Annotated in this window: 19 protein-coding genes; 11 read left to right on the forward strand and 8 right to left on the reverse strand. The window is 74.1% G+C overall.

Features of this window, described 5'->3' with window-relative positions; translation table 11 throughout:
- Positions 1-19: 19 nt before the first annotated feature.
- A complete protein-coding gene (locus tag AB0K02_RS00490) occupies positions 20-775 on the reverse strand; it encodes a hypothetical protein (RefSeq protein WP_365990118.1) in 756 nt (251 codons plus the stop codon).
- A 67-nt stretch (positions 776-842) separates the two neighbouring features.
- On the opposite strand from AB0K02_RS00490, the gene AB0K02_RS00495 reads away from it, so the two are divergent.
- Complete coding sequence (locus AB0K02_RS00495; RefSeq protein ID WP_365990119.1) at positions 843-1,631, forward strand: adenosylcobinamide-GDP ribazoletransferase; 789 nt, start codon at positions 843-845, stop codon at positions 1,629-1,631.
- On the opposite strand, the gene AB0K02_RS00500 is transcribed toward AB0K02_RS00495, so the two are convergent.
- The 4 genes from AB0K02_RS00500 to AB0K02_RS00515 are packed head-to-tail and all read right to left on the reverse strand — an operon-like array spanning position 1,628 to position 7,893.
- Complete coding sequence (locus AB0K02_RS00500) at positions 1,628-2,260, reverse strand: spherulation-specific family 4 protein (protein WP_365990120.1); 633 nt, start codon at positions 2,258-2,260, stop codon at positions 1,628-1,630. The genes AB0K02_RS00495 and AB0K02_RS00500 overlap by 4 nt on opposite strands.
- A complete protein-coding gene (locus AB0K02_RS00505) occupies positions 2,257-4,350 on the reverse strand; it encodes a hypothetical protein (protein ID WP_365990121.1) in 2,094 nt (697 codons plus the stop codon). Before AB0K02_RS00505 ends, AB0K02_RS00500 begins: the two co-directional genes overlap by 4 nt.
- On the reverse strand, positions 4,347-5,813 hold the full coding sequence (gene pelF, locus AB0K02_RS00510) for a GT4 family glycosyltransferase PelF (RefSeq protein ID WP_365990122.1): 1,467 nt from the start codon (positions 5,811-5,813) through the stop codon (positions 4,347-4,349). The genes AB0K02_RS00505 and pelF overlap by 4 nt, the downstream gene beginning before the upstream one ends.
- Positions 5,814-5,871: 58 nt before the next feature.
- Positions 5,872-7,893: a hypothetical protein gene (locus AB0K02_RS00515; protein ID WP_365990123.1), complete on the reverse strand. Its 2,022-nt coding sequence runs from the start codon at positions 7,891-7,893 to the stop codon at positions 5,872-5,874.
- 308 nt (positions 7,894-8,201) lie between these two features.
- On the opposite strand from AB0K02_RS00515, the gene AB0K02_RS00520 reads away from it, so the two are divergent.
- The 7 genes from AB0K02_RS00520 (at position 8,202) to AB0K02_RS00550 (ending at position 19,354) form a co-directional block, all read left to right on the forward strand.
- Positions 8,202-9,713 carry a leucyl aminopeptidase gene (locus tag AB0K02_RS00520; RefSeq protein ID WP_365990124.1) on the forward strand — a complete coding sequence of 504 codons (1,512 nt, stop codon included), beginning with the start codon at positions 8,202-8,204 and terminating at the stop codon, positions 9,711-9,713.
- Positions 9,714-10,175: 462 nt separating this feature from the next.
- Positions 10,176-11,564 carry a dihydrolipoyl dehydrogenase gene (gene lpdA / locus AB0K02_RS00525; RefSeq protein WP_307715876.1) on the forward strand — a complete coding sequence of 463 codons (1,389 nt, stop codon included), beginning with the start codon at positions 10,176-10,178 and terminating at the stop codon, positions 11,562-11,564.
- A 53-nt stretch (positions 11,565-11,617) separates the two neighbouring features.
- The gene (gene sucB, locus AB0K02_RS00530) at positions 11,618-13,387 is read left to right on the forward strand and encodes a 2-oxoglutarate dehydrogenase, E2 component, dihydrolipoamide succinyltransferase (protein ID WP_365990125.1); all 1,770 of its coding nucleotides are present in this window, start codon (positions 11,618-11,620) and stop codon (positions 13,385-13,387) included.
- Positions 13,388-13,487: 100 nt separating this feature from the next.
- Positions 13,488-14,111 carry a GntR family transcriptional regulator gene (locus AB0K02_RS00535; protein ID WP_365990126.1) on the forward strand — a complete coding sequence of 208 codons (624 nt, stop codon included), beginning with the start codon at positions 13,488-13,490 and terminating at the stop codon, positions 14,109-14,111.
- Positions 14,112-14,676: 565 nt separating this feature from the next.
- A complete protein-coding gene (gene aceE / locus AB0K02_RS00540; RefSeq protein WP_365990127.1) occupies positions 14,677-17,343 on the forward strand; it encodes a pyruvate dehydrogenase (acetyl-transferring), homodimeric type in 2,667 nt (888 codons plus the stop codon).
- 124 nt (positions 17,344-17,467) lie between these two features.
- Positions 17,468-18,286 carry a MerR family transcriptional regulator gene (locus AB0K02_RS00545; RefSeq protein WP_365990128.1) on the forward strand — a complete coding sequence of 273 codons (819 nt, stop codon included), beginning with the start codon at positions 17,468-17,470 and terminating at the stop codon, positions 18,284-18,286.
- Between the two features lie 99 nt (positions 18,287-18,385).
- Entirely contained in the window at positions 18,386-19,354 is a 969-nt protein-coding gene (locus tag AB0K02_RS00550) for a WYL domain-containing protein (protein WP_365990129.1), read from the forward strand.
- Between the two features lie 622 nt (positions 19,355-19,976).
- Here the strand turns inward: AB0K02_RS00550 and AB0K02_RS00555 are convergent.
- Positions 19,977-20,930, reverse strand: coding sequence for an SDR family oxidoreductase (locus AB0K02_RS00555; protein WP_365990130.1), 954 nt, complete (start codon positions 20,928-20,930; stop codon positions 19,977-19,979).
- 142 nt (positions 20,931-21,072) lie between these two features.
- Between AB0K02_RS00555 and AB0K02_RS00560 the strand changes: the two genes are divergently transcribed.
- Positions 21,073-21,591, forward strand: coding sequence for a DUF4240 domain-containing protein (locus AB0K02_RS00560; RefSeq protein ID WP_365990709.1), 519 nt, complete (start codon positions 21,073-21,075; stop codon positions 21,589-21,591).
- 174 nt (positions 21,592-21,765) lie between these two features.
- Here the strand turns inward: AB0K02_RS00560 and AB0K02_RS00565 are convergent, their stop codons facing one another.
- A complete protein-coding gene (locus tag AB0K02_RS00565; protein WP_365990131.1) occupies positions 21,766-22,287 on the reverse strand; it encodes a GNAT family N-acetyltransferase in 522 nt (173 codons plus the stop codon).
- A 44-nt stretch (positions 22,288-22,331) separates the two neighbouring features.
- On the opposite strand from AB0K02_RS00565, the gene AB0K02_RS00570 reads away from it, so the two are divergent.
- Positions 22,332-23,231: a TIGR01777 family oxidoreductase gene (locus AB0K02_RS00570; RefSeq protein ID WP_365990132.1), complete on the forward strand. Its 900-nt coding sequence runs from the start codon at positions 22,332-22,334 to the stop codon at positions 23,229-23,231.
- 745 nt (positions 23,232-23,976) lie between these two features.
- Positions 23,977-25,302, forward strand: coding sequence for an NAD(P)/FAD-dependent oxidoreductase (locus AB0K02_RS00575; RefSeq protein WP_365990133.1), 1,326 nt, complete (start codon positions 23,977-23,979; stop codon positions 25,300-25,302).
- A 138-nt stretch (positions 25,303-25,440) separates the two neighbouring features.
- Here AB0K02_RS00575 and AB0K02_RS00580 read toward each other — a convergent pair whose 3' ends face one another.
- Positions 25,441-26,883, reverse strand: coding sequence for a regulator (locus tag AB0K02_RS00580; RefSeq protein WP_365990134.1), 1,443 nt, complete (start codon positions 26,881-26,883; stop codon positions 25,441-25,443).
- Between the last annotated feature and the right edge of the window lie 52 nt (positions 26,884-26,935).

A 26,935-nucleotide genomic window follows, 5' to 3' on the forward strand; every position in this document is an offset into this window, starting at 1 on the left:
CGGTGCTGCGGCGGCGCCGTCAGCGTCTGCGGGTCGGCAGCCGGTCGGGCGCGCCACCGACCAGGTCCTGGAACCGCCGGCGCACTCCGCCCCAGCGCCGGTCGTGGCGGGTGGCGCGCGTCACGGACCTGGCGCGGGCGCGGGGCCGGCGGCGATAGACGCGGCGGGCCCACGGTGAGCCGGGCCGGGCGAGCCGTACGGCGCCGACCAGGGCGACGAAGGGGATGAGGACGCCGATCAGGGCCATCCGCAGCTTGCCCTTGACGAGAGCGACGACGACCAGGAGGAAGTTGCCGGCCAGGGTGAGGATCAGCACGGCGCGGTTCTGCCGTTCGTCGGGCGTGAGCGCGTTGACGCCGAGGGGCGAGGAGCCGGCCAGCACGAGGAGGGCGAGGGCCGCGGCGAGCACGACGACCTCGACGCTCTGGCGGCCCTGTTCGGTCCAGTAGACGTCGTCGAGGTGGAGGACCAGCGCGAACTCGTCGAGCACGAGACCCGCTCCGATCCCGAACACGACGGCGCCCACGCAGGCGGTGACGCTGCTGCGGTCGCCGCCGAGGGACACGAACCCGCCGACCACCATGAGGATGACGCCGGGCACGACGTGGTGGATGTGCATGCCGCCCGGAGTCACGTTCCGGAAGGGCCCGCGGCCCGCGCGGATCATCCGGGTCACCGTGCGTGTGACCAGGAACGTGAGGACGAACGAGGCCAGCGCGAGCAGCATCGGGAGCTTTCCCGGCTCGACGAAGTTGCGGTAGAACCAGTGACCCATGCCACCCGCTTCCGGTTCGCGCGTTATGGGCGATTCAGCTTCGCAGGCGTCGGGCTACTCTCGCGCGATGACTGCTCTGCATGGCGTGCGTTTCGCCTTCGGCACGCTGACCGTGCTCCCCGTGCGGGTGACCCGCTGGGACCGCGACGCCGCGCGCACCGGCATGCTGTGCGCGCCGCTCGCCGGCCTGGTCGTGGGCCTGTGCGCCGCGGCGCTCGGATGCCTCCTGCTCCTGCTCGGCTCGGGGCCGCTGCTCGCCGCGGTCGCCACGGCCGCGGTACCGGCGGTGCTCACGCGCGGACTGCATCTGGACGGGCTGGCCGACACGGCGGACGGCCTGGGCAGCGGAAAGCCCGCCGAGGACGCGCTGCGGATCATGAAGCAGTCGGACGTCGGCCCGTTCGGCGTCATCACGCTGCTGTTCGTGCTGCTGGCGCAGGTCGCCGCGCTGAGCGCGCTGTACGGGCGGAGCTGGGCGCTCGGCGCGTGCGCGGCGGCCCTGTCGGCGGTCACGGCCCGCCTGGCCCTGACCCTCGCGTCCCGCACGGGCGTCCCGGCGGCGCGCCCGGAGGGACTCGGCGCGGCGGTCGCGGAGTCCGTCCCGGCAGGCCTCGCGTTCGCCGTGGCGGCGCTGGTGACGGGGTGCGCGGCGGGTGCGGGCGCGCTGACCGGCGCGTACGGCGCCCCGCACGCGGCGCTCGCGGTCCTCGCGGGACTGGCCGCGGCGCAGGTGCTGCTGCGGCACTGCGTGCGCCGCTTCGGCGGGGTGACGGGCGACGTGTTCGGCGCCCTGGCGGAGACGGCGGGGACGGCCGCGCTGCTCGTGCTGACGGTGGGTCACCGGCTCGCTCCCTAGGCGGAGGGCTCCAGCGCGTGCGGGAGCGTGCCCCACGGATGGGCGCCCGTGCCGGGCACCACGCAGTGGACCGCCGCGCCCGCGCGGGCGTCGGGCGGGGCCGCGTAGACCAGGTGGCAGAACCGCTCCGGCGGGTGCGCGGACGTCCATGACGGGACGCCCGTCGTGCGGTAGGCGTCCCAGGGGCCCTCGAACGTGACGAGCAGGTCGGCCAGCTCGGCGTAGGCGGGGTCGGGGTGGACGCCGTGGTTGAGGACGACGGTCGTGGCGCCCGCCGCACGGGCGGCGACGGCGATGCGGCCGTAGTGGGGCAGGTTCTCCGGTCCGGAGGCGACCTGGTCGAGGAAGACGCCGTCCACGGCGTACCAGTCGCGGTGGCGCAGGAGGTCGGCGAGGACGGCGGCGTGCGGGCGGCGGCCGTAGTCGGTGTCCACGTAGCCGACGACCCGCACCCCGGCGTCCCGCAGCCGGGACGCGACCGCGGCGAACTCGGCGTCGGGTGCGGCGCCCGGACCGCTGGCCGGGTTGAGGACGACCCCGTAGAGGCGGGGCGCGGCCGCGACGACGGCGTCCCAGGCGGCGGGACGGTCGGCGGGGTGCTCGTAGTACGGGACGAGGAGTGTGCTCATACGCGGTGTGCCGTGGCGCGGCCCAGGAGGGCGCAGACGAGTCCGGCGAGGACGGCCGCCGCCGTCGCCGCCACGGCGAGTCCCGCCGCCCGGGGGCTGCCCGTGCCGGTGACGAGCGCCGCGGTCTGGACGAGCGCCGCCGCGCAGCACACGCCGGCCGCGACGATGACGGCCCCGAACGACTGGAGCAGCAGCCCGGTCCACAGCACCGTGCCGATGAGGAGCAGCGTGGCGAGCCGTACGCCGCCGAGCGCGGGAGCGCCTGGCCAGAGCACGGTACCGGCGAGCGCGAGCGCGAACAGGACGGCGAGGTAGCCGGCGAGGCACTCGGCGAGCACGGCGGAGGCGGTGCGCCAGAAGGCGCGGGGCGTGGTGCTGGCCCGCAGTCCGGCGAGGGTCTCGCTGCGGAAGCGGTGCAGCAGCCACTCGGCGGGCCCCATGCTGAGGGTGAGCGCGACGGCGGACGGCGCGGCGACGGCGGCGCCGGTCAGCCCGCCGAGGACGTCACCGAGGGCGGTGTACAGGACGAGGGCCCCGACGCCGAGCCCGAACAGCCCGTGCGGCACGGACGCGACCAGCCGCGGGGCGGCGCGCCGTTGCCCGGTCCCGCCGAACGCTCCGCGGCCGCGGGCCGTGACCGTGCCGAACGCTCCGCGGACGCGGGCCGTGACCGTGCCGGGCGGCCACGGCATTGCGGCGAGCACCGCGACCGGGCGACGGCCCCCGTCGCCGCGCTCGTGCCGGCCCGCCGGTCCGCCGGCCCCGGCGGCGTCGCGCCCGGTGCCGCGCCACAAGCGGCGGACCACGCCCGGCAGACGGCAACGACCCCGATACGGTCCGGTGCGCGGGGGCCGCGGCACCGTGCCCACGGCCGACTGCGCGTCGCGGCCGCCCCGGCGTCCGGGCAACCGGCTCACCTCGCCGGTACGGGCCCGGCGTATCGGGCGGCCACGCCGGACGTCACGCGCCGCGCGCGGTGGCTCCCCGCCGGGAAACCGGGCCGCCGTGCCGCCGGCGGCGGACCGCGCACCGGCCGTGGGGTGGTCCTCGCCGCGCTCGGAGGCCGCCGCCGGACCGGCTGCCGACCGCATCCGGCGGGCCGCCTCGGCGACCGGGGCGCCGGCCCGGCGGGACGACCAGCCGCGCAGCGTCCTGAACATTCCGCCGCCGTGAACCAGCGCCACCACCGCGGCGACCGGAGCACCCGCCGCCCGGCCGGCGGGACCACCGGCCGGTGCGCGGCGCGGCCGGTCGCGCTCGGCGGCGAGGCCCGGCCGCCGGGGCCCCGGGCGCAGCACCGCCGTCGCCGTCGCCAGGGCCGCTGTCAGCGACGCCAGCAGCAGGCCCGTGGGCACCCACAGCGGTATCCCTTCGTGGAGCAGGACCAGGACCGTACCCGCCGGGAGGGGCGACAGACAGCGGAGCAGGGCCCGTTCGCGGTCGAGGACCAGCAGGGGCGTCGCCGCCGCCAGGTAGAGCGACTGGACGGCGGCGAACACCGCGGAGGTCCCTTGGCCCGCACCGGTGCACAGCAGCGCCGCCGCCGTGCCGAGCACGGCCCCCGCCGGGGCGCCGGCGCGCAGGCAGCGGACGGCCGAGGCCCGGTCGCCGAGGCCCAGCCACGCGTAGGCCCGGTGGGACAGCGCCTGGTTCCACGTCCAGCCCGTCAGCGCGCCCGCGAGCAGCGGCGCCAGCGCGGCTCCCGCGAGGATCGGCGCGGCCAGGACGTAGGCGAGGCCGGGCAGCGCGAACACGAGACCGCGCAGCAGGCAGCCGAGGAGGCCTGCCTGCCAGGGGTCGGCGGGCGGTCCGGGGGGCTCGGGGTGGGCGCGGGGAACCTTGGCGTACAGATCCTCCGCCAGCGCGAAGGAGTCCGGACGGCCGTAGGTGAGCCGGATGTGGTCGTCCGTCATGCCGTCGGACTCCAGCACCGCCGCGACCTCGTCGGGGTGCACGGCCGCGGCGATCACGTCGCGCAGCCGGTCCGCGAGCGCGTCCAACGGGTCGGCCGCCGTCCCGCCGCGCTGCCGCGGCAGGACGGCCAGGGTGTCGACCCGCGGTCCCGGCCCCTGCCACAGGGGACCGCTCACCCGGCCACCGCCTCGGCGTACCGAGGCTGCGCCGAGGGCTCCGGGAAGCCGGCCAGTTCGCGGTAGATGCGGCGGAAGCCGTCGACGGACCGCGTCAGTGTGAACCGGTCGACGACCCGCTGCCGGGCCCGCCGCCCCAGCTCCGCGCGCCGCCCGGCGTCCCGCAGCAGGCCGACCGTCGCCTCGGCCATCAGCGCCGGTTCGCGCGGCGGCACCACGAGGCCGGTGTCCCCGACCGCCTCCCGCACCCCGCCCACGTCCGTGGACACGGTCGCCCGCCCGCACGACATCGCCTCGATGAGGGAGAAGGGGAACCCCTCGCTGATCGAGGAGAGCATCACCACGCTGCCGGCCGCGTACGCGCGCGCCACGTCGCCGACCCGGCCCTCCCACACGATGCCGTCCACGACGCCCAGTGCGGCCGCGAGCTTCTCCAGCCGGACGCGGTACGCCTCCCCGCCCGCGGGCACGCCGCCGAACAACCTCAGCCGTACCGCGGGCAGTTCGGCGCGCACCATCGCGTACGCGCGGATGAGCGTCTCCAGGTCCTTGATGGGGTCGATCCGGCCGGCCCAGGCGAGGGTGGGCACGTCGGGCTCGGGCCCGGCGTCGGGGAAGGCGTGCGGGTCGACGCCGTTGTAGACGGTGCGGATGCGCTCCGCGGGCGCGCCGCCCCGCTCCTCCCAGCGCCGGTTGTACCGGTTGCAGGGGGTGATCAGGTCCGCCCGCCGGTAGCCGAGCGAGTTCAGCTCCCGGTAGAAGCTCAGCATCAGCGTCTTCACGGGCGCGCGCTGCGCCTGGGCGCGGTAGCCGAGATAGCGCTCGCGCAGGTAGATGCCGTGCTCGGTGAGCAGGAAGGGCACGCCGTCGCGGTGCTGGGCGGCGAGCGCCGGGAGCGTGGCGAGCCCGGCGCTGACGGCGTGCGCGATCGCGTCGTCGGGTATCCGCGCCGCCAGCGGGCGCAGCGCGTGCTCCAGCAGATCGGTGGCCGTGAGCGCGTCGTGCACGGTGGGCCTGGCCGCGGAGATCTCCAGGTGCGGCATCGTCCAGATCCACATCAGGGCGCGCAGCACGGATTCGGAGCGCAGCGCCGCCGTCAGCCGGCCGTCGCGTGCGTATCCGGTCAGTTCGTCCAGCGCCGCGCCGAAGTCGCAGCCGGCGGCCGGGTCGAGCAGCGACAGCAGGAAGCGCTCGTAGACGTCGAGGAAACGGCGGCGTTCCGGCCGTGGGAGCCGCCGGCGGGCGGGCTCGGGGCCCCACAGCGGGAACGAGGTGTGCCGGTAGACGTTCGGCGGCAGTTCCCAGGCGACCGGCTCGCGCCCGCTGCCGGTGAGGGCGACGACCTGGAAGTCGACCTCCGGCATCCCCCGTACGAGCTGGTCGCACCAGGTGGACACGCCCCCGTGGACGTGCGGATAGGTGCCTTCGGTGAGCATGGTGACATGGCGGCCACAGCTCAGCATGGTTCGTCCCCCCAGGACAGCGGTCGGCGAGCGGTCGATACGTCGAGGGCTCAGCGGCTCAGGACGGGAGCCTCAGCGTGATCGCCGACTGGAGCGGTGCGGGCGTGGTCCAGGCGGACCGCGCCCCGGCGTAGGCGGTGCCGAACGCCGCGGTGGTCACAAGGAGTTGCTTGCGGGTGCCCTCCGGCGCGGTGACGGGCACGGCCACGCCCGACGGCGCCTTGACGGTGATGGTGCCGCCGATGCGGTACGCGGTGACCCTGCCCTGCGCGAGCGCCCTGCTCCAGGCGGCGCGCCGCGCGAGCTCGGTGCCGGTGTCCCGCTGGCGCGGGTTGACGAGGGGGCTGTTCTCCGCGAACAGCGCGCGGTAGTCGGCGAGCACCTTGTCGAGCACCGGGTAGAGGAGACGTTCCTCCGCGAGGTTCGACTGGTGGACGTAGTGCGGGCGGGGGTCGTTCGCGACGACGTGGCCGAGGGCGGTGCGGGCCTCCTGCGGCACGATGTACGACGCGTAGCCGGTGGCGGTGTCGAGCGGCTCGGGCAGGCAGGTGGAGGACGGGTCGGTCTCGCAGACGCCGCTGCCCCCGTCGGCCGCCGCGGTGTAGATCCAGTTGTACTCGTCCGTCATCTCGGCCGCGGTGCCCACGTTGTAGTACACGTTCATCGGGTGGCGTGGCACGGTCCGGGCGGCGCCCACGGCACGCTGCTGCGGTTCGCGGGAGTTGTCGCTCGCGATCCATGCGACGCCGTTGTCGGCGAGGGCGCCCGCGAGGTTCGGGTTGTCCACCGGCTGCTGCGGCAGCGTCCTGAGACCGGAGTGCTCGCCGGTGACGAGTTCGGTGCGGTCGACGGCGAGGCCCTTGCGCACGGCCCAGTCGTGGTTGTCGCGGATCTGCGCGGAGATCTCGGCGCGGCTGACCCAGCGCGTGTTGCCCGCGGCGTCCTTCGCGCACTGCCACGGCACGACGGACACGTCCTGGACGCAGCCGAGGAAGGGGTGGGTGTAGGTGTGGTTGATCCAGCGGTACCGCGCCTTGTCGGCGAGGAGCCGGTCGGTGAGCGGGTCGCTGCCTCCGTGCTCGGCCCGCCACTCCTCGCCGGCGCCCGCGTTGTGCACCATGTCGAGCGTGAAGCCGGCGGAGCGCTGCCAGGCCGCGGCGTACGCGGCGTCGTCCGCGGTCATACGGATCGGGGCGGTCTCCTCACCGGCGGCGGTGCAGTCGAAGTCGCCGGGAGTGCAGTTGCGTTCGGTGTCCCAGCGGGCGTCGGGTGCGAAGACGTCGTCGACGTGCACGGAGAGGTACTGCCGGCTCTGCCCGAGGTGGACGCCCTGGGTGAGCCATTCGACGATGCCCCGGGCGAGGACCCGGAACTGCCGCTGGTGCCGGTTGTACGCGAAGGTCACCACCAGCTCGCGGCGGCCGTCGTGGGCGTACTCGCCGATGAGGCTGCCGCGCGCGGTCCCCTCGCCGACGGGCGTGTCCAGATAGCTGGTGAAGCCTTCGCGCGGCCGGCCGGCATATCCGTAACTCTCCGCCACAGAAGGCGAGTTGTCCTCGAAGGTGACGGGTCCGTCGAGGTAGCGGAAGGGGCCGGAGCGGCCGGCGGCGGTGAGGGCGCTCGGGGCGCCGTCGAGGGCGCCCGCGTATCCGCCCTCGTTCACGTACTCCAGTCCGACCCCCGGATGCGACCAGGTGCAGGCGTCGACCTGACGAATCCCGAACGTCTTCTCGTACGCGAAAAGCGCCGCGTTCTCTGCGGCGCCCCGGGCGGTGTCCGCGCCGAACGGGTCCTCGTCCGGGACGACCACGCCCTGGTACTTCGCGCGCGGCCGGCCGTCCAGGGTGTCGCTCAGGAAGGCGGCGTCCACGACGGGCCGGGCGGGGTCGGTCAGGTCGACCTTCCGGTACGGCACCCCGGTGCTCCGCAGCTCCGAGACGATCGCGTCGACCGCGCCGCCGCCGTCGTCGACGACGAGGACGGTCAGATCGATCCGGGGCAGCGGTGCGGCGGCCGCGGCCACCGGAAGCGCCGTCGCCAGCGAGGCGGCGGCGACGACCGCCGCGGCGGCCCTGCCCATGCGTGATCCGTGCAACTCCATTGGTTTCCCCCCTTGCACGCCCTCCCGGGGACGGTCGGCCCCGAGGAGGATCTGTGGAGATGATGCAAAGGAACACGGTGTCCCCTTGCCCGAACGGCCCGAGTGTGGCTGACCTCTCACGGCCTTTGGCGCAAAGATGAAGGAGACACCACGGACGAGTGAACCGCCGCCGCCGTGAGCGAGCCGTACCACCGCGCGTAGGCTCTCCCCCGGCGTGGGGATGCCGATCCATCCCCCTGTACGGCCGCTGCGGCCTCGGAACTCAACGGAAGCGAGAATTCACCACCGTGACAGCTCTCACTCTCAGCACTGCGGGCGCGGCGACGCTGCGCGCCGACGCCGTCGTCGTCGGTGTCGCCAAGGGGGCCAAGGGCCCGGTGGTCGCACCGGGCGCGGAGGCCGTGGACCAGGCGTTCGACGGAAAGCTCGCCACCGTCCTGGAGACCCTCGGCGCAAGTGGTGCCGAGGGCGAAGTGACCAAGCTCCCCGCCCCCGCCGGCGTCAAGTCGCCGGTCGTCGTGGCGGTCGGGCTCGGCGCGGCGCCCGAGCAGGACGAGGCGTACGAGACCGAGGCGCTGCGCCGTGCGGCCGGCAGCGCGGCCCGCGCGCTGGCCGGCTCGAAGAAGGCCGCCTTCGCGCTGCCGATAGAGGCGGTCGAGGACGCGGAGGCCATCGCGGAGGGCGCGCTGCTGGGTGCGTACGCCTTCACCGCCTACCAGGAGAACGGCAAGAACGGCAAGAAGCCGCTGGCCGAGGTGGCGCTGCTCGGCGCGAAGCCCCGCGACAAGGCGTTCAAGGCCGCCGCCGAGCGCGCGATCGCCCTCACCGAGGAGATCAACCGCGCCCGCGACCTGATCAACACCCCGCCGAACGACCTCACCCCCGAGTCCTTCGCCGCCATCGCCACCGCGGCCGGCAAGGAGCACGGCATCAAGGTGCAGGTGCTCGACGAGAAGGCGCTGGCCAAGGGCGGCTTCGGCGGCATCCTCGGCGTCGGTCAGGGCTCGCAGAACCCGCCGCGCCTGGTGAAGCTGTCCTACACGCACTCCAAGGACGCCAAGCACCTGGCCCTGGTCGGCAAGGGCATCACCTACGACTCGGGCGGCATCTCCCTGAAGCCGGCCGGGCACAACGAGACGATGAAGTGCGACATGAGCGGCGCCGCCGCGGTGTTCGCCGCCGTCGTCGCGGCCGCCCGCCTGGGCCTCGCGGTCAACGTCACCGCCTGGCTGGCGCTCGCCGAGAACATGCCGTCCGGCTCGGCCACCCGCCCCGGTGACGTACTGCGCATGTACAGCGGCAAGACGGTGGAGGTGCTCAACACCGACGCCGAGGGCCGGCTGGTGCTGGCCGACGCGCTGACGAAGGCGTCGGAGGAGAACCCGGACGCGATCGTCGACGTGGCGACGCTGACCGGGGCGATGGTGCTGGCGCTGGGCAACCGCACGTTCGGCATCATGGCGAACGACGTCGCCTTCCGCACCGCCGTCCACGAGATCGCCGAGGAGGTCGGCGAGGCGTCCTGGCCGATGCCGCTCCCCGCCGACCTGCGCAAGGGCATGGACTCGCCGACCGCCGACATCGCCAACATGGGCGAGCGCATGGGCGGCGGCCTGGTGGCCGGCCTCTTCCTGAAGGAGTTCGTGGGCGAGGGCATCACCTGGGCGCACCTGGACATCGCGGGGCCGGCCTTCCACGAGGGCGCGCCGTACGGCTACACGCCCAAGGGCGGCACCGGCTCGGCGGTCCGCACGCTGGTCAAGCTGGCGGAGCGCACGGCCTCCGGCGACCTGGGCTGACCGGAGGCTCCGCCCCTGGCTCCCGCGCCTCGACGCCGACGGGGCTGGATCTCGTGGAGGGAGATCCGGCCCGCCCGGGGAGCACTCCCCGGCTTTGCCGGTGAACACCCGCGGCCGCCGGGACGTAGGGGGAGATCGAGGGCACGGCCGACGGCGGCGGGGGCGTCCGCGCCCCCGCACCGTCACGGGACGGGGGCACCGCCCACGGCCGCCGGGCCGTCAGGGGGAGGGCGGCGGGCGGCCCCGTGAAGCGCCCCGCCCGCGTACGCCCCAGTAGCCCCGAAAGCGTTCAAGCTCACCATCTCAAGCTCCGGCCCCGCGTCCCGCCGTCCGTCGACAAGTGCGAAGATGGGTTCTCGGCAGGACAGGGCCCCCACCACAGGGCCGAAGACAAGCGGCCGAACACCAGCCGCCGCCCGTCATCGACGACGGCGAACGGCGCACATGCATGGAGGACGTGACGTGGCGAACGACGCCAGCACCGTTTTCGACCTAGTGATCCTCGGCGGCGGTAGCGGCGGTTACGCTGCGGCCCTGCGCGGAGCTCAGCTGGGCCTGGACGTCGCACTGATCGAAAAGAACAAGCTCGGCGGCACCTGCCTGCACAACGGATGCATTCCCACCAAGGCTCTGCTGCACGCCGGTGAGATCGCCGACCAGGCTCGCGAGGCCGAGCAGTTCGGTGTCAAGACCTCGTTCGAGGGCATCGACATCGCCGGTGTGCACAAGTACAAGGACGACGTGATCTCCGGCCTGTACAAGGGCCTGCAGGGTCTCGTCGCCTCCCGCAAGGTGACCTACATCGAGGGTGAGGGCCGCCTGTCCTCCCCCACCTCCGTCGACGTGAACGGCCAGCGCATCCAGGGCCGCCACGTCCTGCTGGCGACCGGCTCCGTGCCGAAGTCGCTGCCGGGTCTGGACATCGACGGCAACCGCATCATCTCCTCGGACCACGCCCTCAAGCTGGACCGGGTCCCGCAGTCCGCGATCATCCTGGGCGGCGGCGTCATCGGCGTCGAGTTCGCCTCGGCGTGGAAGTCCTTCGGCACCGACGTCACCGTCATCGAGGGCCTCAAGCACCTCGTCCCCGTCGAGGACGAGAACTCCTCGAAGCTGCTGGAGCGCGCGTTCCGCAAGCGCGGCATCAAGTTCAACCTCGGCACCTTCTTCGAGAAGGCCGAGTACACCGAGACCGGTGTGCGCGTCACCCTCGCGGACGGCAAGACCTTCGAGGCCGAGGTGCTGCTGGTCGCCATCGGCCGCGGTCCGGTCTCGGCCGGTCTCGGCTACGAGGAGCAGGGCGTCGCGATGGACCGCGGCTACGTCCTGGTCGACGAGTACATGCAGACCAACGTGCCCACCGTCTCCGCGGTCGGTGACCTGGTCCCGACGCTCCAGCTCGCGCACGTCGGCTTCGCCGAGGGCATCCTGGTGGCGGAGCGGCTGGCCGGTCTGAAGACCGTTCCGATCGACTACGACGGCGTGCCGCGGGTGACGTACTGCCACCCCGAGGTCGCCTCCGTCGGCATCACCGAGGCCAAGGCCAAGGAGATCTACGGTGCGGACAAGGTCGTCGCCCTGAAGTACAACCTCGCGGGCAACGGCAAGAGCAAGATCCTTAAGACCGCGGGCGAGATCAAGCTCGTCCAGGTCAAGGACGGTGCCGTGGTCGGCGTCCACATGGTCGGTGACCGTATGGGCGAGCAGGTCGGCGAAGCGCAGCTGATCTACAACTGGGAGGCTCTGCCGGCCGAGGTCGCGCAGCTCATCCACGCGCACCCGACGCAGAACGAGGCCCTCGGCGAGGCCCACCTGGCCCTGGCCGGCAAGCCGCTGCACTCCCACGACTGATCAGTCCGGGCGCGACGACCACTTCCGCACTTTCGTAAGGAGCAACTGAAACCATGGCGGTTTCCGTAACCCTTCCGGCGCTCGGCGAGAGCGTCACCGAGGGCACTGTCACCCGCTGGCTGAAGGCCGAGGGCGAGCGCGTCGAGGCCGACGAGCCGCTGCTCGAGGTCTCCACCGACAAGGTCGACACCGAGATCCCGGCCCCGGCCGCCGGTGTCCTGGCCTCCATCAAGGTCGCCGAGGACGAGACCGTCGAGGTCGGCGCCGAGCTGGCCGTGATCGACGACGGCACGGGCGCGCCCGCTGCCGCCCCGGCTCCGGCCGCTGCCGAGGCCCCTGCCCCGGCCCCCGCCCAGGAGGCCCCGCAGGCCGCTCCGTCCACCGAGGCCGCCGCTCCCGCTCCGGCCCCGACGGCCGAGGCCGCGGCCGGCGGCGGTTCCGCCTCCGGCACCGACGTCGTCCTCCCCGCGCTCGGCGAGAGCGTCACCGAGGGCACCGTCACCCGCTGGCTGAAGGAGGTCGGCGAGGAGGTCACGGAGGACGAGCCCCTGCTCGAGGTCTCCACCGACAAGGTCGACACCGAGATCCCGGCCCCGGCTTCCGGTGTGCTGCTGGAGATCGTGGTCGGCGAGGACGAGACGGCCGAGGTCGGCGCCAAGCTGGCCGTCATCGGCGCTCCGGGCGCGGCTCCGGCCGCTGCGCCGGCTGCCGCTGCCCCGGCCGCCCCCGCGGCTCCGGCTCCGGCCGCTCCGGCTCCGGCGCCCGCACCTGCTGCGCCCGCTCCGGCTCCGGCGCCTGCCGCTCCGGCCCCGGCCGCCGCTGCCCCGGCCGCCCCCGCGGCTCCGGCGCCCGTCGCCCCGGCCGCGCCCGCCGCGCCCGCCTCCGTCGAGGCGAGCGACGCGTACGTGACCCCGCTGGTCCGCAAGCTCGCCGCCGAGAACGGCGTCGACCTCGGCACCGTCAAGGGCACCGGCGTCGGCGGCCGTATCCGCAAGCAGGACGTCATCGCCGCCGCGGAGGCCGCCAAGGCCGCCGTCCCGGCGCCCGCCGCCGCTGCCGCCCCGGCCGCGCCGCAGGCTCCGAAGCTGGAGGCGTCCCCGCTGCGCGGTCAGACCGTCAAGATGACCCGCATGCGCAAGGTCATCGGCGACAACATGATGAAGGCGCTGCACACCCAGGCCCAGCTGACCTCGGTCGTCGAGGTCGACATCACCAAGCTGATGAAGCTGCGCGCCCGGGCGAAGGACGCGTTCGCGGCACGCGAGGGCGTCAAGCTCTCCCCGATGCCGTTCTTCGTCAAGGCCGCGGCCCAGGCGCTGAAGGCCCACCCGGTCATCAACGCCCGGATCAACGAGGACGAGGGCACCATCACGTACTTCGACTCGGAGAACATCGGCATCGCCGTGGACTCCGAGAAGGGTCTGATGACGCCGGTCATCAAGGGTGCGGGCGACCTGAACATCGCCGGTATCGCGAAGAAGACGGCCGAGCTCGCCGGCGCCGTGCGCGCCAGCAAGATCACGCCGGACGACCTCGCCGGTGCGACGTTCACCATCAGCAACACCGGCTCGCGCGGTGCGCTGTTCGACACGATCATCGTGCCGCCGAACCAGGTCGCCATCCTGGGCATCGGCGCCACGGTCCGCCGTCCGGTGGTCGTGAACCACCCGGACCTCGGCGAGACGATCGCCGTCCGCGACATGACCTACGTCGCGCTCTCCTACGACCACCGTCTGGTGGACGGCGCCGACGCGGCCCGCTACCTGACGGCCGTCAAGGCGATCCTGGAGGCGGGCGAGTTCGAGGTCGAACTCGGTCTGTAACCAGCCTCACGAACGGCGCCCCCGCTGGGAGTACATTCCGGCGGGGGCGCCGCCGTATTGTCTAGGGGTCACAGGTCGACGCGGCTTTAAGGAGCGCTCCATGACCGTCCCCGTCGTCCACTCGCTGCGCGATCAGATCCGCGAGCACATCGTGGAGGGGATCGTCAGCGGCCGCTGGAAGCCCGGGGAACGCATCGTCGAGCGCCGTATCGCGACCGAGCTGGAGGTCTCCCAGACCCCGGTGCGCGAGGCGCTGCGCGAGCTGGAGTCGCTGCGGCTGATCGAGTCGGCGCCCAACAAGGGTGTACGGGTGCGGAATCTGACGGCCGCCGACCTGGAGGAGAGCTACCCGGTCCGGGCCGGCCTGGAGCAGATCGCGGCCGAACTGGCCGCGCAGCGGCTGGCGGACGACTGCTCGGCGCTGGAGCCGCACGTCGCGGCGCTGTACGAGGCGGATCGCACGGGCGACTCGGCGGCGCAGGTCCGTCACACGGTGGCGTTCCACCGCGAGCTGGTGCGTGCCGCGTCCAACAAGGTGCTCCTGCACACGTGGGAGGGGCTCGGGATCGAGGTCTTCACCGCGCTGTCGATCCGGTGGCTGGGCACGGTGCAGAAGTCGTACGCGGAGGAGCACCAGGAGCTGGTGGAGGCGTTCCGCAGGCGCGACCCGTCGATCGGCACGCTGGTGAAGTCCCACGTACTGGGCTGCGCGCCGCGCGCGTAGCGCCCCTGGACCGGGCCGCGCCTCGTGCGTGGTCGCCGCTGTGAGCGCGGCGGTCGCTCGGGCTTGACCCGGCCTCACACGTGCCATGTCCTTGCGCGGGTCGCGGCCTCGTGACACGCTCCCCGCCTCGGCCGGGTCCCTGGCCGCGACGCCGGTCCGCTCCCGGGGCCCGAATCCGGGCCGCTTCCCGCTTCCGGGCCTTGCGGTGCCTCACGACGCCTCACGTGCCGGACGCCGCGCGTGGAACGGTGGTTGCCCCCATGTGCCCGAGGACTGGCAGTGCGTCCGCGCATCCCCAGCCACCGCGTCCGCGCATCCCCAGCCACAGGGCAGCCAGGGTTCGTCACCTCCCCCTGATGCCCGGGGCCATGTCCGGAAAGAGCCGATTCGTCGCGGCACAGGGTGCCCACTTTTGCGGCACGGGATGCCAATTTCTCCCCAGCCTTTGATCGATCATCGATCAGAGACTTACAGTCGTCGACGGGTTCACCCAACCCTTCGCCCTGTCCTGCCAGACATGGCACCCCCCTTTCTCCACCCCCCTCCTGTCCGGAAGGCGGCGATCATGACCGACCCCGTAGGCAAGCTTCCGAGCGAGCTCGACCAGCTCCCGGACCGTGACGCCGAGGAAACCGCCGAGTGGGCGGCGTCCCTCGACGCCGTCGCGGAGCATGCCGGCCCGCACCGCGCCGCGTACCTGATGCGCCGCACTCTCCAGCACGCCGAGAAGGCGGGCGTCGCCCTGCCCCGGCTGCTGGAGACGGACTACGTCAACACCATCCCCACCACCGCCGAGCCCGCGTTCGACGGCGACGAGGAGATGGAGGCGCGCATCACCGCCTGGAACCGCTGGAACGCGGCGGCCATGGTGACCCGCGGCTCCCGCTTCGGCGTCGGCGGCCACATCGCCACCTTCGCCTCCGCGGCCTGGCTCTACGAGACCGGCTTCAACCACTTCTTCCGCGGCAAGGAGAGCGACGGCTCCGGCGACCAGCTCTACATCCAGGGCCACGCCTCCCCGGGCATCTACGCCCGCGCGTTCCTCGACGGCCGGCTGAGCGAGCAGCAGCTCGACAACTTCCGGCAGGAGGCGGGCGGCAACGGCCTCCCCTCCTATCCCCACCCGCGCCGTCTGCCCTGGCTGTGGGAGTTCCCCACCGTCTCCATGGGGCTCGGGCCGCTCTCCGCGATCTACCAGGCGCGCTTCAACCGCTACCTGCACAACCGCGGGATCAAGGACACGGCGAACTCCCACGTCTGGGCGTTCCTCGGCGACGGCGAGATGGACGAGCCCGAGTCGACCGCGGCCCTCGCCCTGGCCGCGCGCGAGCGGCTCGACAACCTGACCTTCGTCGTCAACTGCAACCTGCAGCGTCTCGACGGCCCGGTCCGCGCCAACTTCAAGATCGTGCAGGAGCTGGAGGCCCAGTTCCGCGGCGCCGGCTGGAACGTCGTCAAATCGCTGTGGGGCTCGGCCTGGGACGAGCTGTTCCAGCTCGACACCACCGGCGCCCTCGTCCGCCGCCTCCGCGAGGTGCCGGACGCGCAGTTCCAGACGTACGCGACCCGCGACGTCGCGTACATCCGCGAGCACTTCTTCGGCGCCGAGCCCGCGCTCGTCGAGCTGGCCAGGCTGCTCACCGACGCGAAGATCGCCGAGTGTTTCTACACCTCCCGCGGCGGCCACGAGGCCCGCAAGGTGTACGCGGCGTACAAGGCGGCCGTCGAGCACAAGGGCGCGCCGACCGTGATCCTCGCCCAGACGGTGAAGGGCTACACGCTCGGCAAGGGCTTCGAGTCCAAGAACGCCAACCACCAGATGAAGAAGCTGACGATCGACGAGTTCAAGGGCATGCGCGACCTGCTCGGGCTCCCGATCGCCGACAGCGCCTTCGTCGACGGCCTCGTGCCGTACGGCCACCCGGGCGCCGACTCCCCCGAGGTCCGCTACCTCCAGGAGCGCCGCGCCGCCCTGGGCGGCCCCGCCCCCGCCCGCCGGGTCCACGCCGCGGCGCTGCCGCAGCCGGAGGAGCGCGCCTTCAAGGCCCTGTACAAGGGGTCCGGCAAGCAGGAGATGGCCACGACCATGGCCTTCGTCCGGCTGATGAAGGACCTGATGCGGGACAAGGAGACCGGCAAGCGCTGGGTGCCGATCGTCCCGGACGAGGCCCGCACCTTCGGCATGGAGTCGCTCTTCCCGTCCGCGGGCATCTACTCGCCGCTGGGCCAGACGTACGAGCCGGTCGACCGCGACCAGCTGATGTACTACAAGGAGGCCAAGGACGGCCAGATCCTCAACGAGGGGATCACCGAGGCCGGCGCCATGGCCGACTTCATCGCCGCCGCGACGTCGTACGCGACGCACGGCGAGACGATGATCCCGTTCTACATCTTCTACTCGATGTTCGGCTGGCAGCGGACCGGCGACCAGATGTGGCAGCTCGCCGACCAGCTCGGCAAGGGCTTCATCGTGGGCGCGACGGCGGGCCGTACGACCCTGACCGGTGAGGGCCTCCAGCACGCGGACGGCCACTCGCACCTGATCGCCGCCACGAACCCGGCGTCGCTGAACTACGACCCGGCCTTCGCGTACGAGGTGGCGGTGATCGTCAAGGACGGTCTGCGCCGGATGTACGGCCCGGACGCGGAAGACGTCTTCTACTACCTGACGGTCTACAACGAGCCCAAGCCGCAGCCCGCCATGCCGGAGGGCGTCGAGGAGGGCATCGTCAAGGGCCTGTACCGCTTCAAGGAGGGCTCCGCCGAGGCGGACGCGCCGCGCCTGCAGCTGCTCGCCTCCGGTACGGCCATCCACTGGGCGCTCGAGGCCCAGGAGCTGCTGGCCGCCGACTGGAACGTGGCCGCCGACGTGTGGTCCGCGACCTCGTGGGGCGAGCTGCGCCGCGACGCGCTGGAGGCCGACGAGGCCCTGCTGCGCGGCGAGCAGCGCACGCCGTACGTGACCCAGGCGCTGGAGGGCGCTCCGGGTCCGGTGCTGGCCGTCTCCGACTGGATGCGGCAGGTGCCCGACCAGATCAGCCAGTGGGTCGAGCAGGACTGGTCGTCGCTCGGCACGGACGGCTTCGGTCTGTCGGACACCCGTGAGGGCGCGCGCCGCCACTTCGGCGTCGACCCGCAGTCGATCACGGTCGCGGCGCTGGCCCAGCTGGCCCGGCGCGGCGAGGTCCCGGCCTCGGCCGTGAAGGAAGCACGCGAGCGCTACGGTCTGTAGGAACCCGTTTGCGTGTACGAGGGCCCCGGAGGCAGCCGCCTCCGGGACCCTCGGGCGTTCGGGGGGCCGTTCGTCCGTGATGGTTGACCTTGACACCGTGTGAAGCCGTGCAGTGGGAGACGTCATGTTCACCATCGGAGACTTCGCCCGCCACGGCCGGGTGTCGGCCCGCATGCTGCGTCACTACGACGCCATCGGGCTGCTGCGGCCGGACCGCACCCACCCTTTCACCGGCTACCGCCACTACTCCGCGGCTCAGCTCGCCCGGCTCAACCGGATCATCGCTCTGAAGGATCTCGGCTTCACGCTGGAACAGGTGCGCCGGATCCTGGAGGAGCGGGTGACCACGGACGAGCTGCGCGGAATGCTCACGCTGCGGCAGGCGGAGCTGGAAGAGGCGAGGGCCACGGCGGCCGCCCGGCTGGCGCAGGTCGAGGCGAGGCTCCGGTCGATCGAGAGCGAGGGCCGCATGCCCACCCAGGACGTCATGATCAAGAGCACCCCGGCGGTGCGGGTCGCCGAACTGACCGCCGTCGCCGCCGGTTACGGCCCGGAGCACATCGGGCCGGTGATCACCCCGCTGTACGAGGAGCTCTTCCGCCGCCTGACGGCGGCGGGAGTCACGCCGACAGGGCCCGGTATCGCCCACTACGAGGACGCGCCCGAGGGCGACGGCGCGATCCTGGTGCACGCCGGGTGCACGGTCTCGGCCGCCCCGGCGCCCGGCCAGGACTTCGCGATCGTCGATCTGCCGGCGGTCGAGCGGGCGGCGACGATCGTGCACCGCGGTCCGATGGACGCGATCGTGTCCACCGCGCAGAACCTGGCCCGGTGGATCGAGGCGGGCGGGCACCGCTCGGCCGGCTACGCCCGTGAGGTCTACCTGGAGTGCCCGCCGGACAAGGAGCAGTGGGTCACCGAGGTCCAGGAGCCGCTGCGCTGATCCGCGCGCCGGAAGCCGCTGGGCGGATCCGCGCACCGGAAGCCGCTGGGAGGATCCGCACCCGGGAGCCGGCGGCCTGAGCCGCGCGACAATGCCTGCATGCGCGCTGCCCGGCTGATCAAGATGGTGCTGCTGCTGCAGGCGAGGTCCTCCATGACCGGGGCCGAGCTGGCACGGGAGCTGGAGGTGTCCGAGCGGACCGTGACCCGGGACGCGCTCGCGCTCTCCGAGGCGGGGGTGCCGGTCTACGCGGACCGTGGGCGGAGCGGCGGCTACCGGCTGATCGGCGGGTACCGCACCCGGCTGACCGGTCTCGGGCGCGACGAGGCCGAGGCCCTGTTCCTGTCCGGACTGCCGGGCGCGCTGCGGGACATGGGCCTTCAGGACGCGGCCTCCGCGGCGCGCCTGAAGGTGTCCGCTGCGCTGCTCCCGTCCCTGCGGGACGCCCCGCACTCGGCGGCGCAGCGGTTCCATCTGGACGCGCCCGGCTGGTACCAGGAGCCGCGGACGCCGGACCTGCTGCCGCTGATCGCGGAGGCGGTGTGGGCGGACCGCCGGATCCGGGCGTCGTACCGTCGCCGGGACGCCGAGGTGGAGCGGGAACTGGAGCCGTACGGTCTGGTGCTGAAGGCGGGCGTCTGGTACTTGTGCGCCCGCGCGGAGGGCGGCTCGTTCCGGGTGTACCGGATCGACCGGTTCTCGGCGGCGGAGGCGGACGGGGAGGTCTTCGAACGGGACGAGGACTTCGACCTGCCCGGCTTCTGGGCGAAGCGCGCCGCCGAGTTCGCGCGCTCCCTCCTCCGCGCGGAGGTGGTGGTGCGGGTGACGGAGGCGGGCGCGGCGCGCCTGCCGTACGTGACGGACCGCTCGGCGGCCGAGGAGGCGCTCGCCGCCGCGCCGCCGCCGGACGCGGTGGGCCGGGTGACGCTCACGCTCCCGGTGGAGTCGCTGGACGTGGCGTACTCGCAGCTGCTGACACTGGGCGCGGAGGCGGAGATTCTGGAGCCCGCGGAGCTGCGGGACCGCTTCGCGGCGACGGCGACGCGGATGCGCGACCTGTACGCCTGAGGCGGGCCTCGGCAACGGGTCGGACGCGAGCCGGGCTCAGGCCCGGGCGCGTGCGGGTGCGCCGGCCGGCGGTGGTGGCCGACCCGCCGATGAACCCCGCGAGTTTGCGCCGGTGTGGCGTACCGCCGCCGATGAACCTCGGGAGCCCGCGCCGGTGTCGGCGTGCCGCCCTCCTATGGACCCCGGAAGCCTGCGCAGGTGTGGCGTGCCGTCGTTGGCGGCCCGCCTGCCTGTGCACGTGGGCCCGCCGGGCGCGACGGCCCGGCGCGGCCCCGAGGCGGTGACCCAAGCGCGCCCGCACAGAACCCGGCACCTGCGCCCGACGGGACCACCGCGCCGCCCGCGGACCCGGCGCGACGCTTCCGGGCGCGACTGCCCTGCGCGGCCCCGAGGCGGTGACGCAGGCGCACCCACACAGAACCCGGCACCTGCGCCCGACGGGACCACCGCGCCGCCTGCGGACCCGGCGGCTGCACGGCGGGCGCGACGGCCCGGCGCGGCCCGGCGCGGCCCCGAGGCGGTGACGCAGGCGCACCCACACAGAACCCGGCACCTGCGCCCGACGGGACCACCGCGCCGCCCGCGGACCCGGCGCGACGCTTCCGGGCCGCGTGCGCCCCGCTCAGCGGTACGCGTCCGCGCGCGGCGTCCTGCCCGCCTTCTCCGCCAGCATGAAGCCCCAGACGTCCGGGCGGCTGCCGTCCGCGTCCGTCACCCCGTACTCCCTCGCCAGCCGCCCGCTGTCCAGCGACGTGCCGTTCCAGCGGGCCCGGTCCGGGTCTGCGGCCAGGGCCGCGACGCCGCGGCCGATGTACACCGGCGATTCGGACAGCTCCCAGAGCTTCTGTCCTGCGATGCCGTCGCGCCAGTTCTCCTCCGTGAGGCCGAAGAAGTCCAGCATCTCCTCGGAGCGGAGGAACCCCGGGGTGACGGCCACCGCCGTCGCGCCCACCTCCTTCAGTTCCTCGCCGAGGATGTACGCCATGCGGATCGGCCCGTTCTTGGCGAGGTCGTAGTAGAAGTTCTCGCGGCGCTCCCTGTTCGTCTCCGCGGTGCCGTCCGTCACCTCGACGACCAGGCCCCCCGGCTCCCGCACCAGCAGGGGCAGCATGATGCTGCTGGTGATGATGTGGGTGCGCACACCCAGGTCGATCATGCGCAGCCCGCGCTCCAGGTCGACGTCCCACATCCGGGTGTCGAAGTCGAGCAGGTGGTTCCCGCCCCAGATGTCGTTGACCAGGATGTCGAGGCGGCCGTGGTCGCGGTCGATCCGGCCGGCCAGCGCGCGGACCCGGTCGGCCTCCAGGTGGTCGGTGGGGACGGCGATGCCCGTCCCGCCCGCGGCCGTGACCAGCTCCGCAGTCTGCTCGATGGTCTCCCCCGCGCGACCCACCTCGCTGACCCGGTCCCGGGTCGTGCGCCCCGTCACGTACACCGTGGCTCCCGCGGCGCCCAGCTCCACGGCGATGGCGCGGCCGGCGCCCCGCGTCGCGCCCGCGACCAGCGCGACCTTTCCCCGGAGCGGCTGCCGTGTCCGACCCGCCGCCGTCTGCTCTGTCGTCCTGTCCGTCGTCATGGACCGAACGTCCCACGGATACCGGACATCCTCTGTCCGGCTTGCGGGCCGCTTTCCGCGGGGGGCGGACTCATCTCGAAACAGGCGCGTTCTTCCGACTCCGCGTGCGCCGCCCTCCCCCAGACACGATGCTTGTCCCGTGATGGACGAGACGGAGTTCTGGGAGATCGTCGACAGCACCCGTGAGGCCGCCGAGGGCGACCCCGAGGACCATGCCGAGCTGCTCGTCGAGCGGCTGCTGCAGCTCGATCCCGACTCCGTGCTGGACTTCGCCCGGCACTTCGAGGCCCGCTACAACCGCGCGTACACGTGGGACCTGTGGGGCGCGGCGGCCATCCTGCTCGGCGGCGCGAGCGACGACGCGTTCGACTACTTCCGCTGCTGGCTCATCGGCCAGGGCCGCGAGGTCTTCGAGGGCGCGGTGCACGACCCCGACTCGCTGGCGGAGCTGCTGGAGGACTTCGACGAGGACATCGACGGCGACGGCGAGGAGCTGGGCTACGCGGCGGACGAGGCGTACGAGCAGCTGACCGGTGTCGACGCGCCGGACCTCGGCATTCCGGTGCAGGCGACCGAGCCGGCGGGCGTCCCGTTCGCCTTCGACGACGACGCGGCGCTGGCGCGGCGCTTCCCGCGCCTGTGGGAGCGTTTCGGCGGCTGACCGCCCGGCGGCGCGTCCGCGGGGGTCGCATCCGCGCGCGTCATGTCCGCGCCGGTCAGGTCCGCGGGGGTCGCATCCGCGCGCGTCACGTCCGTGCCGGTCACGTGGCGCCGGTCGCATCCGCGCGGGCCGCATCCGCGCGCGTCAGGTCCGTGCCGGTCGCATCCACGCCGGTCACGTCCGCAGGGAACGGCCCATCAGGACGTCGTCCACGTAACGCCCCTCCAGCAGGAACTCGCCCGGCAGCACGCCCTCGACCCTGAAGCCCTCCGCCTCGTACAGCGCCCGCGCCGGGGCGTTGTGGCCGAGGACGCGCAGGGTGAGGCGGACGGCGCCCTGGCGGCGCGCCTCGTCGCCCGCCGCGCGCAGCAGGGCCCGGCCGATACCGCGGCCCCGTGCCCTCTCGGCCACGGCGAGGCCCTGGATCTGGCGTACGTGCCGGTTGCACGCGAGGGGCGTCGGCCGCCCGAGGCGGATGTAGCCGAGGAGCGTGCCGTCGGTGTCCTCGGCGACCAGGAAGTCCTCCGGCGGATGGGCGGCGTCGAAGAAGGGCCCGTACGGGGGCTCGGGCCGCGGCTGAACGGCGTGCAGGGGCGACCAGGTCGCCCGGTCGAGTTCGCCGAGGGCCGTGCCGTCGGCGGCTCGCGCGGGGCGTATCACCGGGGTTCTGGCGGAACGCGTGTGCGACTCGGGCATGGGGGCAACTGTGCCATGCCGTACGGGCGGGGGAGGATGGGGCCATGCAGAGATCGCGTATCGCCGTCACCGGCGCCTCGGGGCTCATCGGCAAGGCGCTCGTGCGCTCGCTGCGTGCGGACGGGCACGAGGTGGTGCGGCTGGTGCGGCGCCCGTCCGGGGCGGGGGACGAGGTCGAGTGGGACCCGCGGCGGCAGTACGTCGACGTCGCGGGGCTCGTGGGCTGCGACGCGGTCGTGCACCTCGCCGGCGCGGGGGTGGGCGACCACCGCTGGACGCAGGCCTACCGCAGGGAGATCCGCGACAGCCGGGTGCTCGGGACGGCGGCGATCGCGGAGGCGGTGACATCCCTGGACACCCCGCCGAAGGTGCTGGTCAGCGGCAGCGCCGTCGGTTTCTACGGTGACACCGGGGACCGCCCGGTGGACGAGGACGCCCCTGCCGGGGACGGCTTCCTGCCGGGTGTGTGCGTGGAGTGGGAGGAGGCGGCGGCACCCGCGCAGGAGGCGGGCATCCGTACGGCGTTCGCCCGCACCGGTCTGGTGGTGGCCCGGCACGGCGGCGCGTGGGGCCGGATGTTCCCGCTGTTCCGGGCGGGGCTCGGGGGACGGCTCGGCAGCGGGGAGCAGTACTGGAGCTTCATCGCGCTGCACGACGAGGTGGCGGCGCTGCGGCACATCATCGACACGGAGTCGCTGTCGGGCCCGGTGAACCTGACGGCGCCGGAGCCGGTGACGAACCGCGAGGTGACGGAGGCGATGGGCCGGGTCCTGCACCGTCCGGCGCTCTTCGCGGTACCGACACCGGCGCTGCGGCTGGTGCTGGGCGAGATGGCGTCGGACGTCCTGAGCAGCCAACGCGCGCTGCCGGTCCGCCTGTTGGAGTCGGGCTTCTCGTTTGCGTTCCCCCGCATCGACGACGCCATCCGCGCGGCCCTGCGGTAGCCGCCCGGGGGTCGGCACTACCGGATCTGGCCACCCGGTGGGCCCGGGCGGGCGGCCGCCGTCCCTGCCACCGGCACGGTGGAACGCCTTCCGAGGACGCTCCCTGGCACGGTGGCGGGACGACCCATGCCACCCCGACGGCCCGGCGGCCGTCACGCGCCTCCTGGCGGCGCAACGGCCGGCCTGGCCGGCAAGGCGCTGCCCTCGCACCGAGCAATGCCGCCGAGGACGCGTCACGGCCGCAAGCCGTCGCGGTAAAGCCCGCCGCGCGGGCGGCATCGCGACGCGGTGCATGGCGATCGCCGCGCGCGTCGGCAACTCCCGGCCGGGCCGCGGCCACCGGCGACGCGGCGGGCGGCAGGCGGCGCGACCTGGTCGCGCACCGGAATGCCCTGGGAGCGGCGGCCACGGTCCCGGCCGGCAGGCGGCGCGACGGGCGCGCACCCGAAGGCCCCGGCGGGCAGCGGCCCATGGTCCCACGCGCGTCCCAGCCGACGGACGGCGCGACGGGCGCGCACCCGACGGCAGTCACGCCCCCAGCGCGCGGCCCGGTCGGCTTGCGGCGGTGCCCGGCCGCGGACGACGGACGGGCGGCGCGCGTGCGCCCCCGCGCTCCGGTGCTCCGTCCTGTGCGCGACTGCAGGTCGGGGTCCCGGTTCCTAGTCTCGGTGCGAACTCGGGTATCGCCCGGGCCTCATGGGGGCATGAGCTCCCCACCAGCCGCGCCGACCTCGGGGAGGGGCACGTGCTCAGCACCGCTCAGCATGCGGATCACGCGGACGTCGTCATCGTCGGGGCCGGGATCGCCGGCCTCTCGGCAGCTCATCGGCTCACCAGTGCGGGGGTGACGGTCAGGGTCCTGGAGGCCGCCCCGGTCGTGGGCGGGCGCATGGCCACCGAGCGGATCGACGGATTCCGGCTCGACCGCGCAGGACAGTTGCTCAGTACCGCGTTCCCGGAGCTGCGGCGCATCACCGCGCTGCGCGGCGCCGAACTGCGGTTGTTCTCGCCCGGTGTGCTCGTGCACGCCGAAGGGCGGCTCCAGCGGACCGGTGAGGTCGGGACGTCGCCGCACGCCACCCGGGGCGTAGGGGTCGCATTCAACGTCGCGCGCGCCCTCGCGAGCGCCCCTCGGCCGCGGCATCTCGACCAGGCCCGGCTGGGGGCGTCGCTGGCGCGGCTCGCGGGGACCTCCGTACGGCGGGTGCTGGCCCGCCCCGAACGCACCGCCGCCGACACCCTCCACAGCCGCGGACTGCCCGCCCGTACGGTGCACGGCTTCCTGCGCCCCCTGCTGTCCGCGCTGCTGTGCGACCCGGAGCTGACCACCTCCAGCCGCTGCGCCGACCTGGTGCTGCGCGGTTACGCACGCGGCAGGCTGTGCGTCCCGGCGGGCGGGGCGTCCGCCCTGCCCGAACTGCTGGCCGCCGCGCTGCCGGAGGGGACCGTCCGTACGGGCACACGGGTCACGGACGTCGCGACCAACAGGGTCACGACCGAGGAGCACGGCGAGTTCCGCTGCCGTTCCGTGGTGGTGGCCACGGACGCGCGGACGGCGGCGGACCTGCTGCCGGGACTGCGGGTGCCCTCCTTCCGGCCGGTGACGGTGGTGCACCACACCGCCCCGGAGCCTCCCCTGACCGATCCGTCGCTGGTCCTGGACGCGGACCGCGCCGGCCCCGTGTCGCACACGGCGGTGATGAGCGAGGTCGACCCGTCCCGCGCGCCCGAGGGCCGGTCGCTGGTCTCCTCCACGGTGCTGGGGGGCCTGCCGGACGACGTGGACCGGCGGGTGCGACGGCACCTGGCGACGCTGTACGGGACGCCGACGAACGACTGGGAGCTCCTGGCGGTCCACCACGACGCCGCCGCCGTCCCGGAGATGAGGCCACCGCACGATCTGCGCCGCCCGGTGCGTGTGCTGGCCGGCCTCTACGTCTGCGGCGGCCACCGGGACACGGCGACGGTCCAGGGCGCGCTGTTCTCGGGCCGCCGCGCCGCGCACGCGCTCCTGACGGACCTCGGCATCCGGCCGGGCCGCGCGACGCCCGCGCTGGAGGCGGCGGCCTGAGTCACGCGGGGGCGGCCGCCACCGCCCACGCGGTACGCCGAGGACACGGCGGGCGGCCCGCCCGGCGCCTCGTCCACCGTCGGCAACCCGTCGCCCGTCACCGGCGAGGCCCCCCGGACCTGCGGCCCGGGCCGGTCGTCACCCCAGTGCCGCCACCCGGTCGCGGTACGTGCGGACCGGGCTCGCGTCCCGGTACGGCTCCAGGCGGCGCTCGAACTCCCGCACGTACTCCGACGCCCGCGCCGACCGCATCTCCGACGCCTGCAGCGCCGCCTCCGCCCCCAGCGCACACGCCTGCTCCAGCTCCCCCAGACCCAGGCGCGCCGTCGCGAGGACCACACGGCAGAAGAGCCGGCTGCGGGCGAAGGCCGGGGCCCGCAGCTGGAGCGAGCGCTCCGCGTGCTGGACCGCCGAGCGGTACTGCTGGAGGTCACGGTGGCAGTGCCCGATCTCGTCGGCGAGCTGCGCCTCGTCGAAGAAGCGCGCCCAGTGCGGCACGTCGTCACCCGGCCGGGCCGACTCCAGCGCTCGCTCGGCGCGGGCGAGGGCCGCGTTGCAGGCCCGTGCGTCGCCGAGCACCCCGTGGCCCCGCGCCTCGGCCGCGTTCAGCAGCGCCTGCACCAGCGGCGGCGCGGAGGAGCCCACGCCCTGCTGCGCGACCCGGGTCAGCTGGACCGCCTCGCGGCCGTGCCCGAGGTAGACGGCCTGGCGGCTCATGGTGACGAGCACGTACGAGCCGTACGCCCGGTCCCCCGCCGCCTGCGAGAGCCGCAGGGCCTGGACGAAGTACCGCTGGGCGAGGCCGTGTGCCGCTATGTCGTACGAGGTCCATCCGGCGAGCCGGGTCAGGTCGGCGGTCGCGGCGAAGAGCCGGCGGCCCACCGCCTCCCCGTACGTGCCGCGCAGCATCGGCTCGGCCTCGTGCTCCAGGTAGCGCACGAGGGCCTGCCGGGCATGGCCGCCGCCGTAGGCGTGGTCGAGGGCGCGGAACAGTTCGCCGACGGAGCGCAGGGCGGAGATGTCGCCGCCGGAGACCTTCTGGCCCGGTCCGCGGTCGGTGCCGCGCTGCCGCGGTACGGTGACGCGGCCGCCCGGGCCCCGGCCCGGGCCGTTGTGCGCCGTCTCGCCGCGGCCCACCCGCTCGTCGGCGCGGCCGATCAGCCAGTCCCGGCTCGGCACGACCAGACCGGCCGGGGTGAACGCGATCTTCCGCAGTTCGGCGTGGCTGCCGGAGTCCTTGCGCCACAGCCCGCTGACGATGTCCACGGCCTCCTCGGGCGTGGCCGCGAACTCCAGGCCCGCGTAGACCGGCGCGCAGGCGTCCAGGCCGAGGTCCTGTGCGGACAGCCGCCGCCCGAGCCGCCGGGTGAACACCTCGGCGATCAGCGCCGGGGTCGTACCGCGCGGCTGCTGACCGCGCAGCCAGCGCGTGACGGAGGTCTTGTCGTAGCGCAGGTCGAGGCCGTGTTCGAGGCCCAGCTGGTCGACTCTGCGGGCGAGCCCGGCATGGGAGAAGCCCGCCTCCGCGATGAGCGCGGCGAGCTGCCGGTTGGGGGTGCGCTGTGGGGCTCGTTCCGTCATCTGCTGTCGGGTCTCCTGCCTTCCGGGCCGGGAGCAGCCCATGGGGGTACCT

The organism is Streptomyces sp. NPDC049597, assembly GCF_040675505.1.
In the GTDB taxonomy this organism is placed as follows: domain Bacteria; phylum Actinomycetota; class Actinomycetes; order Streptomycetales; family Streptomycetaceae; genus Streptomyces.